This window comes from Alteromonas sp. KUL42 (assembly GCF_006538325.1).
Lineage (GTDB): Bacteria > Pseudomonadota > Gammaproteobacteria > Enterobacterales > Alteromonadaceae > Alteromonas.
In genome coordinates, this window is the sequence record NZ_BJKK01000004.1 from 114,271 (window position 1) to 126,643 (window position 12,373).

The window sequence follows — 12,373 nt, forward strand, 5'->3', positions numbered from 1 at the left end:
ACTGTTCCTTATTTAATTGTGAGTGCGTCTTCAACCAGAGCTTTTTGTTGCTGGTTGTGAACGGATACATAACCTACTGCAGGCGACGAGGATGCATCACGACCCGCATATGTTAATTTTGCACCATCTGGAATTGCTTGCCAGAAATGGTGTTGGCTACAGTACCAAGCGCCTTGGTTTTGAGGCTCTTCTTGACACCAAACCCAATCTTTTACGTGGCTGTATTGTGCCACAACTTTAGCGCATTCTTCTTGTGGGAATGGATAAAGTTGCTCTAAACGAACGATTGCAACGTCGGTTTGCTCATTTTTACGGCGCTGGTCTAGTAAATCGTAGTAAACCTTACCAGAACACATCACCACACGTTTCACATTCTTCGGATCGATATCATCGATCTCACCGATTACATTGTGGAATTTACCTTCTGCTAGCTCTTCCCATGAAGATACAGCCAGAGGATGACGTAACAATGACTTAGGAGACATTACAATAAGTGGCTTACGCATTGGGCGAACCACTTGGCGACGAAGCATGTTGTACACCTGTGCTGGTGTTGATGGAACACACACTTGCCAGTTGTGATCAGCGCACATCTGAAGGAAACGCTCAAGACGTGCCGAGCTGTGCTCAGGGCCTTGTCCTTCGTAGCCATGAGGAAGCAATACAGTAAGACCACATAGTCGGCCCCACTTCGCTTCACCTGAACTCAGGAATTGGTCGAACACAACCTGCGCGCCGTTGGCAAAATCACCAAACTGCGCTTCCCAAATGGTTAAGCATGTAGGCTCTGCCGTTGCATAACCGTATTCAAATGCCATAACCGCTTCTTCTGAAAGTACAGAGTCATAAATTTCAATTTCGCCCTGACCTTCACGAATATGCTGAAGTGGCATATAAGTAGAAGCGTCTTTCTGGTTGTGTAGAACAGCGTGGCGATGGAAGAAAGTACCACGCCCAGAGTCCTGACCCGTAATACGGATATCTTCACCAGCATCAACAATTGTGGCGTACGCTAAGTTCTCAGCCATACCCCAATCAAGTAACTTTTCACCAGCTACCATTGCCTTGCGGTCTTGATAAAGCTTATTTACGCGCGACTGCAATTTGTGTGATTCTGGAATAGTCGTAATCGACTCACCAAGCGCCTTTAACTTTTCAACAGTTAAAGAACCGTCATATGGTGTATCCCAATCGTGACCGAGGTACGGCGACCAATCTACACTGTGTTCAGTCATTGGACGCCATTCTTCAACCACACATGCACCATGGTCTAGTGCTGCGCGATATTCTTCTACATAGCGGTCTGCGTCACGTTGTTCAATCACACCTTCGGCAACAAGCTGATCAGCATAGATAGCACGTGGTACTGGGTGTTTCTTGATTTTTTGATACATCAACGGCTGCGTTGCATTCGGCTCATCAGCTTCGTTGTGACCATGACGGCGGTAACACACCAAATCAATAACCACATCTCGTTTAAACTTGTTGCGATATTCAAGGGCCAACTGCGTTACAAAAGCAACCGCTTCTGGGTCGTCTGAATTCACGTGGAAAATTGGTGCCTGCACCATTTTCGCAATATCAGTACAATATTGGGTTGAGCGAGTATCTTCAGTCTTTGAAGTTGTAAAACCAACTTGGTTATTTACAACAATACGTACCGTACCGCCGACTGCAAAGCCGCGCGTTTGCGACATATTGAAGGTTTCTTGTACAACACCTTGACCAGCAATCGCCGAGTCACCGTGAATGGTAATAGGAAGCACTGTGTTAGTGTCGTCATTGCGACGTGCAAGACGCGCACGTACCGATCCCATAACCACTGGGTTTACAATTTCTAGGTGAGATGGGTTAAATGCGAGTGCTAAGTGAACATTGCCACCTGGCGTCGCAAAGTCTGAAGAAAATCCAGCATGGTATTTCACGTCACCAGCACCAAGCGAGTCATCGTGCTTGCCAGAGAATTCGTCAAACAGTACCGATGGGTTCTTACCCAACACGTTTACCAAAACGTTAAGACGACCACGGTGAGCCATACCGATAACCACTTCTTTTGTGCCCGTGGTACCGGCTTTGGTTATAAGGCCTTTAAGCATTGGAATTAACGCATCACCACCTTCTAGCGAGAAGCGCTTCGCACCTGGGAACTTAGAGCCCAAGTACTTTTCCATGCCATCAGCAGCAGTTAACCCTTTCAAAATGCTCAACTTCTCATCACGTGAGATTTCAGGTTTGGCCTGTACTGATTCGATTTTTTGTTGTAACCAACGCTTTTGGTCTGTATCAGTGATGTGCATGTACTCAGCACCGATTGAACCGCAATACGTTCTGTTTAGCGACTTGAACAGTTCACCCAATGACATAGCATCTTTGCCAATGGCGTAAGAACCCACATTGAAAACAGAATCGAAATCTTGTTCAGATAAATTGTGATGAGACAGTTCAATATCACGTACGCGCTCTTGTTTCCAAAGACCCAGAGGATCTAAGTTTGCATTTTGGTGACCGCGGAAGCGATAGGCGTTGATTAACTGTAAGACTTTTACTTGCCTGTCATCTGATACATTGGCAGAAGGCACTGACGGACTAGACATACGGGCTGTGGGCCCTAACGCAGCAAGTTGCCTAAATTGATTCTTAATTGCTGTATGATTGGTTTCTAACTCTACGCCATCGACTTTTGGGAGGTTATCGAAGATTTGTCGCCAATTATCAGAGACACTTTGCGGGTCTTCTAAATAGGCTTCATACAACTCTTCAACATAGGCAGCGTTGGCACCTGCCATGTGCGAGGAATCCCACCACGCTTTCATCACGCTTTCTTGCATTTAATTTGCCTTGCTACGTTTTATAAAATCTAGTTAACAATCAGGATGTATTATAAGGTTATTCTCAGCATAACCAAGTGTTATAACAGAGAATATATAAAAAAATAGCCATCCCTTTGGATGGCTATTTAGCGTATCGCATCTATAACTTAATAAGTTATCAGACTATAGTACTAAACAGCCCGTTGTAAAAGCATAGACTTGATTTGTCCAATTGCTTTTGTCGGGTTCAATCCTTTAGGACATACGCTCACACAGTTCATGATTCCGTGACAGCGGAAGACGCTGAATGCATCATCAAGGTCGTTAAGACGCTCTTCTGTTGCAGTATCACGACTGTCAATCAAGAAACGATAAGCATGAAGCAGGCCTGCAGGTCCAATGAACTTGTCAGGGTTCCACCAGAACGACGGACAAGATGTTGAACAGCATGCGCAAAGAATACACTCATACAAACCATCTAGTTTTGCGCGCTCTTCAGGTGACTGAAGGTGCTCACGTGCTGGAGGCTGTTTACTGTCATTGATTAAGAATGGCTTAATCTTTTCGTATTGAGTATAGAACTGAGTCATGTCTACAACAAGGTCACGTACAACAGGTAGACCCGGTAGTGGACGAATAACCACTTTGCCTTTACCAAGTGCTGATAACGGAGTAATACACGCAAGGCCGTTTTTGCCGTTCATGTTCACGCCGTCTGAACCACATACACCTTCACGACAAGAGCGGCGGAACGACAACGTCGGGTCCTGCTCTTTCAGCGCAAGTAGTGCATCAAGCACCATCATGTCTTGCCCTTCTTCTACATCAAGTGTGTAGTCCTGCATGCGAGGCTTCGCATCCACATCAGGGTTGTAACGATAAATCGAAAAATTTAATTGCATGATCGTTGCCTCTCTTAATATGAACGCACTTTAGGCGGGAATGCTTCCCTAAGCTTAGGCGCCATATTTACTTCACGTTTAAGCATTGTTTCACTTTCAGGGCGATAGATGCTGTGGCATAGCCAGTTTTCATCATCGCGATCTGGGAAGTCGAAGCGACTGTGCGCGCCACGGCTTTCCGTTCTGAAGTTCGCTGCTACTGCTGTGCTGTACGCGGTTTCCATCAGGTTATCAAGCTCTAGACACTCAATGCGCTGTGTATTGAAGTCTGAACTCTTATCATCAAGACGTGCAGTCTTAAGACGCTCGCGAATTTCGCCTAGCTCTTTAAGACCTTCAGCCATTGCATCACCTTCACGGAATACAGAGAAGTTTAGCTGCATGCATTTCTGCAAGTCTTTCTTAATTTGGATAGGATCTTCGCCCTTACCTTTTTCTGAATTCTCCCAACGGTTGAAGCGAGACATTGCCACTTCAAGGTCAGACTCAGACGCATCGCGAGATGGTCCCATTTCAGAAAGTGATTTTCCAAGGTGTAAACCAGTCGCACGACCGAATACCACAAGGTCAAGTAGTGAGTTACCGCCAAGACGGTTTGCACCGTGTACTGATACACACGCGATTTCACCACAAGCAAATAAACCGTTAACGACTTTATCGTTACCGTTTTCATCAACTGTCAAACACTGGCCATCAACATTCGTTGGAATACCACCCATCATGTAGTGACAAGTTGGGATTACTGGAATTGGCTCTTTAACTGGGTCAACGTGCGCAAATGTACGAGATAGTTCAAGGATACCCGGTAGACGTGATTCAAGTACCTCTTTACCTAAGTGATCAAGTTTAAGCTTGATGTGTGTACCCCAAGGGCCTTCACAACCACGGCCTTCACGGATTTCAGTCATCATTGAACGCGCAACTACGTCACGACCTGCAAGGTCTTTCGCATTTGGCGCATAACGCTCCATGAAACGTTCGCCGTCTTTATTTAGAAGGTAACCACCTTCACCACGACAGCCTTCAGTTACCAATGTACCTGCGCCAGCAATACCCGTTGGGTGGAACTGCCACATTTCCATATCTTGTACTGCTACGCCAGCGCGCAATGCCATACCAACACCGTCACCGGTGTTAATGTGCGCATTAGTGGTTGATGCGAAGATACGACCAGCCCCACCAGTTGCTAGAACAACAGCGCGAGATTTGAAGTAAACCACTTCGCCTGTTTCGATGTCTATCGCAGTACAACCTACAACGTCACCGTCTTGGTTTTTTACTAAATCTAGTGCGTACCACTCAGAGAAAACTTTCGTTTTGTTCTTTACGTTTTGTTGGTAAAGAAGGTGAAGAAGCGCGTGACCTGTACGGTCAGCAGCTGCCGCAGTACGAGCACCTTGCTCACCACCGAAGTTTTTAGACTGACCACCAAATGGGCGCTGGTAAATTTTACCATTTTCAAAGCGTGAGAATGGCAAACCCATGTTTTCCATTTCAATGATCGCTTCTGGACCTGTTTTACACATGTATTCGATGGCGTCTTGGTCACCGATGTAATCTGAGCCTTTTACGGTGTCATACATGTGCCATTCCCAGTTATCTTCGTGTGAGTTACCAAGTGCTACGGTAATACCACCTTGTGCAGATACTGTGTGAGAACGGGTTGGAAATACTTTTGATAGCAGTGCACATGATTTACCAGACTGTGAAATCTGTAGTGCAGCACGCATACCTGCGCCACCTGCACCAATTACGACTGCATCAAACTCGTGAACGGGTAAACTCATCTTACACTCCCCATAATACGAATAGGCCGACAGCAACGTAGCCAAACGCGATGATATTTAGAATATATTGTAGAACTGCACGTAGACCCGCTGCTTTAACGTAGTCTGTTAGTACCTGCCAAAGGCCGATACGTACGTGGATCATCACTGCAATAAGTGCTGCCAATGTGAAAACTTTCATAGCTAGGCCAGAGAACAACCCTCGCCATTCGATAAACGTTAGGTTATCTGTGGTAATAAAGAACCACGCCATGAAAACCGAGTACGCGAAAATAATTGCTGCTGTCGCGCGTAGTGAAACGTAATCTTGTACGCCATCGCGCTTAATGCTTGCTTGGTTGGTTACCATAGTGCAACTCCCAATACTACGGTCAGAACAACCCAAAGTGCGATTACTGCTTTTGCACTTGTGTTACCCGACTCTAATTCTTCCCAGTGACCTAAATCCATAACAACGTGTCTTAGGCCGCCTAGAATGTGATATGTCAGCGCTGATGCTGTGCCAATTGCGACAAATTTTCCAAGGAAACCGTCCATGATTGCTTGAACGTTCGCGAAACCTTCAGGCGAGTGAACAGAAACTGCCCACGCCCAAATAACAAATAGAAGCGCGAAGAACATAGCAACACCGGTTACGCGGTGGAGAATTGACGAAATAGCAGAGGGCGGAAATTTAATAGTATTGAGTTCTAAATTTACTGGTCTTTGCTTTTTCACAATGTATGCCTGTTTAATCCGTAGGGGATAATGAATTTCTCACCTTATAATGTCCTGAGTAAGTAAATTCGATTTTTAACCTGTTAATTGCCTCATCCATTGAGTTGTTAACAATTTGTGAATTATTCTTTAATGCCTGTAACAGAATAATTATTCTGTTTCCAAAGCACCGCTGAGTATATCCAGCGTAGTATATAATTACAATTTTTTGTGCCGTAGTAAGACTTTAGTCTCTATCGGTACGAATGTTGTAATTATTTTGTTCACAAAGAGATCAATATTGCTTACAACCCTTATATCTAATGCGATAACAGTCGCGTAGAGTTTATCAGCAGCAAACGGCAATAACTACGTTAATCCATCAGAAATTAACGACATTTAATCTGAATGTGTATTTATTCCACTTGCATGGGTTACTTTTTAAACTTAGCTGCTAATATATTTATCGTTCGGTGGTTTACCTTTGTCGAAAAGCCATTGATAATTGCAACGTATCGGGCAGAGTGAAATTCCAGCGAGTGTTAAGTTCCAACTTTAATTGTTGAATATTTTTTTAAACAATTCGGAATATTTATTGTGCATATATGCAATTAAATTGACTTGTTGGTGCATTATAAAGTACAAATACGCCCACTTTTCCCAACGAAGCGGATATTTTCGTCCGTTTTCGCTGCAAACAGAACCATTCTGAGGAGAGCATTATATGGCAGATCAGAAAGCCATTCTTAAGGCCGGCGGTAAGGAAATCGAGCTTCCTATATTGTCTGGCACAGAAGGACAAGATGTAATTGATGTTCGTGCATTAGGCCAACATGGCTACTTTACGTACGACCCAGGTTTTATGGCGACAGGATCTTGCGAATCGGCTATTACCTACATTGATGGCGCTCAAGGTGTTTTATTACACCGCGGCTTCCCAATTGAAGAACTTGCACGCGATGCAGATTACCTTGAAGTGTGTCACATGCTTCTTCACGGTGATGCACCAAATAAAGAAGAATACGAAGAATTTAAAGCGACAATTACTCGTCACACCATGGTTCACGAACAAATTAACATGTTCTTCCACGGTTTCCGCAACGACGCCCACCCTATGGCAATGCTATGTGGTACCGTAGGCGCGATGTCTTCTTTCTATCATAGCGATCTTGACGTTTCTAACGAAGAACAGCGTGTTCGCAGCGCACATCGCCTTATTGCGAAAATGCCTACGCTTGTTGCTATGTGTTACAAATATAACATCGGTCAGCCGTTTGTTTACCCACGTAACGATTTAAGCTATGCCGCTAACTTCCTGAACATGATGTTCTCTGTACCTGCTGAAGAATATCAAATCAGCCCAGCGGTAGAACGCGCAATGGACCGTATCTTTACATTGCACGCAGACCATGAACAAAACGCTTCAACGTCTACCGTACGTTTAGCCGGTTCTTCTGGTGCTAACCCTTATGCGTGTATCGCTGCAGGTGTTGCGTCACTTTGGGGCCCTGCTCATGGCGGTGCAAACGAAGCATGTCTAAATATGCTTGAGGAAATTGGTACTGTAGACCGCATTCCTGAATTTATTGCTCGAGCTAAAGATAAGAGCGATCCTTTCCGTCTTATGGGCTTCGGTCACCGTGTTTATAAAAACCACGACCCACGCGCTACAGTAATGCGTGAAAGCTGCCACGAAGTACTAAGCGAACTTAACGTTAAAGATCCACTACTAGAAGTAGCAATGGAGCTTGAGAAAATTGCGTTAAGCGACCCATACTTCGCAGAGAAGAAATTGTTCCCTAACGTAGATTTCTACTCGGGTATCGTGCTAAAAGCAATTGGTATCCCTACCAATATGTTCACGTGTATCTTTGCGCTGTCTCGTACTGTTGGCTGGATCTCACATTGGCATGAAATGATGAGCGATCCTAAGCAAAAAATCGGTCGTCCTCGTCAACTTTATACTGGCCACAACCAGCGTAAATACACACCGATTAAATAATACTGAACCAAGTATTTATTACATCGTAAAAATAGCGCCTGATGGGCGCTATTTTTGTTTAAGGAGTTCTCGATGCCCTATTCTGTTGTCTTTCTAGGCTTAGCTGGTTTAATACCGTTTTTAGCTATGCCTGTGGCTTATCAGCTCAATCTAATGCCCATATCGCAAAGTGCTACTTATTTTGTCCAGTATTCAGCGGTGCTGTTATCTTTTTTCGGTGGTGTTCACTGGTGGGCCGCAATAAGCCAACAGCGCTACGACAAGCAAATGTATATCGCTATGTTACCTACTATTATTGGTTGGCTGTGCTTGGTGTTTTCAAGCGATGTTAAAGTGCTAGGTATACTCTCACTAAGCTATGTTGCTATTTTAGTGTATGACAAATTTTCGCTTAGCTTACCTAAATCAGAAATTGTGAGTTATATCAGTTTACGAATGGCGTTGACCACAGTTGTTGTACTGTGTCACGCATGGATGATATTTTTATTGGCTTAGTGAAAAACCGTAAAGCTATAGAAAAGCGAAGTGCAAGAAAGGCGAAGCGCACAAAAACGCTCGCCTTTCAGTGCAATAAAATAAGATTTTTATTCTGCGCGTATCAGCGAAAGTAGCTCGGCAGTTTTCTCTTCCATCAAAGGAATGTCGCCTTTACTTTCAACGTTTAGTCGAATTACAGGTTCAGTGTTTGACTTACGCAAGTTAAAACGCCAATTACCGAACTCTAGACCTAGGCCATCAGTTGTATCAACAACCTCTGCAATAGGCTTGTACTTATCGGTAACTCGAGCAAGAGCAGCATCTGCGTCATTAAGCTTGCTATTTATCTCACCCGACGAAGGAAACGCTTGAATACGCGCTTTTACCATATCTGCAAGCGGCTTCTTTTTAACGCAAATAAGTTCGGCAATTAACAACCAAGGGATCATTCCTGAATCACAGTATGCGAAATCTCTAAAATAATGATGCGCGCTCATTTCGCCGCCATATACTGCATCTTCTTTACGCATACGCTCTTTGATGAAAGCATGACCCGTTTTAGATTTTATTGGTGTGCCTCCCGCATTGGCAACGATATCTTCTGTATTCCAATAAACACGTGGGTCGTAGATGATTTTACTGTCGGTATTTTTCTCAATAAAGGCTTCAGCTAGTAAACCGACAATGTAATAGCCTTCAATAAATTCACCGTCGGCATCGAACAGGAAACAACGGTCGAAATCACCATCCCACGCTATGCCAAAATCTGCTTTAGTTGCACGAACGGCTTCAGCAGTATCAGCGCGATTCTCTGGTAATAAAGGGTTCGGAATACCATTGGGAAATGTGCCATCAGCGTTGTGATGAACTTTAACAAACTCAATGGGAACACCACGACTTTTCAATTCATTTTCTATTGCATCAAGCGCAGGACCTGCAGCGCCATTTCCAGCGTTAACTACCACCTTTAGGGGTGTAAAATTAGCAAGGTCAACGTAGGAAAGCATATGTGAAACGTAATCTTGCATGCAAGATGAAACGGTATACTTATCCGTCGCAATAAGGTTTTCAGCTTCAACATGGGCCTTGCCGTTAAAAAATGCGTCTGCATCTATCGCTTGCTGGTTTGTATAGTGACCAAGGCGCTCTGCAACAATCTGTTCATCAAGCGCCTCAGCGGCTTCTTTTATTGCATTTAGCCCGGTATCACCGCTGATTGGAATAGAGCCAGACTTAACCAGCTTCATTCCATTGTAGTTTATTGGATTGTGGCTGGCCGTTACCTCAATACCACCATCCACTTTTAGGTGCTTGGTAGCAAAGTAAATCTCTTCCGTACCCGCCATACCAATATCAGTAACGTTGGCACCTGCATCGATCAGACCTGCGCTCAATGCGAGCTTTAGCGGTGTGGATGTCAGGCGCACATCGCTCCCTACCACGACAGACTTCGCATTCAACTGTTTTGCGAAAGCAAAACCGATACGGTAGGCAATTTCTTCGGTTAGCTGAGAGTTAAGCTCACCACGAATATCATAAGCTTTGAAACAAGTGATAGGGGTTGTCATTAAATTTATCGTTCCCTGTGATTTTCTATGCCTATATTAAATCACTAGGGGCTCGTAAATACTAACCTAATATGCGCATTTACAGGCGATATCTACCTGATTACAGTGATATACGGTTAATTGGTCAGCACGCCGTTTTGATAGTCATTAAACGCCTGCACAATTTCTTGTTGCGTATTCATAACAAAAGGCCCGTATTGTACGATAGGTTCGTTTATGGGTTTTCCAGACACCAAAATAAACTTTGCTTCATCCTTAGACATTTTTTGCACTTTATTGCTAGAGGATAGACGAACAGCATTACCCTGTTGTGTCAATACCGCCAATTGACCACACTTTAATGACTTTTTCTCACCAAAATTATCTAAAATTGCGATGTCACCTTCGTATACGTAAATAAAAGCACTATCTTCATCGCTAATATCAATCGATACGTTGCCAGATAATGCAACGTCTAGAAACGTAGGCGCTACAGCCGTTGTTTTTACTGGGCCGATTACACCACTTACTTCTCCTGCTAGCACCTTCACTTTTGCATCGTCAATGTTTACAGTAGGTACGTTGTCTGGCGTAATGTCTTGGTAGTTTGGCGCACTTAGTTTTTCACTGGCTGGCAAGTTAACCCAAAGCTGAAAACCTTTTAGCAAGCCTTCTTCTTGCTCTGGCATTTCTTCATGAATAATTCCTTTTCCTGCGTTCATCCATTGAATACCTCCTGCTTCAATAAGACCATTGTTACCTACTGAGTCTTTGTGGCGCATTTTACCCGCAAGCATATATGTTACCGTTTGGAAGCCACGGTGCGGGTGTGCAGGAAAGCCAGCGATATATTCACCAGGGTTGTCAGAACCAAAAAAATCTAACATCAAGAACGGATCTAAACGCGGCAAAGTAGGTTGTCCAATAATACGCGTAAGTGACACCCCTGCTCCATCACTGGTCGCAATCCCAGTAACCAATTTTTCTACATGTCGATATGTTTTTGCATCCGTCATGATGTGCCTCGTAAAAATATTCAAACCTATTTAGAGCAGATTTACCTTTGTCATTCATTCAACAAACTAAGGTCAACACGCACTCATTATGCATACAAGTAGTTTTTGGTGTCGCGACCATGAGGAGACAGTAAATCCTGCTCAGTGCCAACAGGGATAACTTGTGTGGGGTTGATCATGGTGTGGCTGTAGTAATAATGTCGCTTTATGTGATCAAAGTTCACTGTTTCAGCGATTCCCGGAACCTGATACAGCTCTTTCATGTAGCCGAATATATTCGGATAATCAGCAATTTGCTTCATATTACATTTAAAGTGACCATGGTATACCGCATCAAATCGAATTAACGTTGTAAACAGTCGCCAATCCGCTTCGGTTATTGTACTGCCCACCAAGTAGCGCTGGCCAGAAAGTCGCTTTTCAATAATATCTAGCGCCCTAAAAACTGCAAATACGGCATCCTCATAGGCAGCTTGCGTTGTAGCAAAACCCGCTTTATATACGCCGTTATTAATATTGTCGTAAACTAACTCATTGATTGTATAAATTTCTGCCTTGAGCTCGCTTGGATAATAGTCGTCGTTATTGCCCGTTAAGGTATTAAAACTGCTATTAAAAATTCGAATGATTTCCGCTGATTCATTGTTAACAATGCGCTCAGCTTGCTTGTCCCACAAAATAGGAACAGTCACCCGTGTTGTAATAGTTGGATTGTCTTTTGTGTAAATCTGATATGCGTAATCAAAGCCATATAGGTTGTCACCCGTGGCGTCAGGATAGTCACCAAACTCCCAGCCTTTATCAAGCATATTAGGATGTACTACAGAGACATCAATATGATCTTCTAAATTCTTCAGCTTTCTGAATATGAGTGTACGGTGTGCCCAAGGGCAAGCTAATGACACATAAAGATGATAGCGTCCTGACGCTACAGGAAATTCAGCGCTTTCATCGTTTAAAATAGTAGCCCTAAACTTGGATGCCTGACGTTCAAATTTACCACCACTCTTGCTGGTGTCGTACCACTTATCTTGCCACTTTCCATCTACGAGAAGTCCCATGGCTACTCCTTATTCGATATAAATCAACACATGAGACTTATTAAATCACGTAATGATTAGAACGTATGTCGCTTA

General features: G+C 43.8%; 10 protein-coding genes. 2 read left to right on the plus strand and 8 right to left on the minus strand.

The annotated features are described in order from the left end of the window. Positions 1–8 precede the first annotated feature (8 nt). The 5 genes from sucA to sdhC all read right to left on the minus strand — a co-directional run bounded on the left by sucA (position 9) and on the right by sdhC (position 6,216). Positions 9–2,828, minus strand: a complete 2,820-nt coding sequence (gene sucA, locus EYR97_RS07690; protein WP_131093263.1) for a 2-oxoglutarate dehydrogenase E1 component — start codon at positions 2,826–2,828, stop codon at positions 9–11. Positions 2,829–3,001: 173 nt separating this feature from the next. Continuing rightward, positions 3,002–3,712, minus strand: a complete 711-nt coding sequence (locus tag EYR97_RS07695; RefSeq protein ID WP_131093264.1) for a succinate dehydrogenase iron-sulfur subunit — start codon at positions 3,710–3,712, stop codon at positions 3,002–3,004. 14 nt (positions 3,713–3,726) lie between these two features. After that, positions 3,727–5,499, minus strand: a complete 1,773-nt coding sequence (sdhA, locus tag EYR97_RS07700; protein ID WP_131093265.1) for a succinate dehydrogenase flavoprotein subunit — start codon at positions 5,497–5,499, stop codon at positions 3,727–3,729. A 1-nt stretch (position 5,500) separates the two neighbouring features. Next, positions 5,501–5,848 carry a succinate dehydrogenase, hydrophobic membrane anchor protein gene (sdhD, locus tag EYR97_RS07705; protein WP_131093266.1) on the minus strand — a complete coding sequence of 116 codons (348 nt, stop codon included), beginning with the start codon at positions 5,846–5,848 and terminating at the stop codon, positions 5,501–5,503. Further along, a complete protein-coding gene (sdhC, locus tag EYR97_RS07710) occupies positions 5,842–6,216 on the minus strand; it encodes a succinate dehydrogenase, cytochrome b556 subunit (RefSeq protein WP_071814724.1) in 375 nt (124 codons plus the stop codon). The genes sdhD and sdhC overlap by 7 nt, the downstream gene beginning before the upstream one ends. 703 nt (positions 6,217–6,919) lie before the next feature. On the opposite strand from sdhC, the gene EYR97_RS07715 reads away from it, so the two are divergent. Continuing rightward, complete coding sequence (locus EYR97_RS07715; protein ID WP_131093267.1) at positions 6,920–8,197, plus strand: citrate synthase; 1,278 nt, start codon at positions 6,920–6,922, stop codon at positions 8,195–8,197. 72 nt (positions 8,198–8,269) lie between these two features. Beyond that, positions 8,270–8,692 (plus strand): DUF3429 domain-containing protein, encoded by a 423-nt coding sequence (locus EYR97_RS07720; protein ID WP_131093268.1) that lies wholly within the window; start codon positions 8,270–8,272, stop codon positions 8,690–8,692. Between the two features lie 89 nt (positions 8,693–8,781). Here the strand turns inward: EYR97_RS07720 and EYR97_RS07725 are convergent, their stop codons facing one another. The 3 genes from EYR97_RS07725 to EYR97_RS07735 form a co-directional block, all read right to left on the minus strand. After that, positions 8,782–10,242, minus strand: a complete 1,461-nt coding sequence (locus EYR97_RS07725; protein ID WP_131093269.1) for a phosphomannomutase CpsG — start codon at positions 10,240–10,242, stop codon at positions 8,782–8,784. Positions 10,243–10,358: 116 nt separating this feature from the next. Further along, positions 10,359–11,240, minus strand: a complete 882-nt coding sequence (locus EYR97_RS07730; protein WP_404840958.1) for a pirin family protein — start codon at positions 11,238–11,240, stop codon at positions 10,359–10,361. 83 nt (positions 11,241–11,323) lie between these two features. Next, positions 11,324–12,298, minus strand: a complete 975-nt coding sequence (locus EYR97_RS07735) for a glutathione S-transferase family protein (RefSeq protein ID WP_131093271.1) — start codon at positions 12,296–12,298, stop codon at positions 11,324–11,326. Positions 12,299–12,373 lie beyond the last annotated feature (75 nt).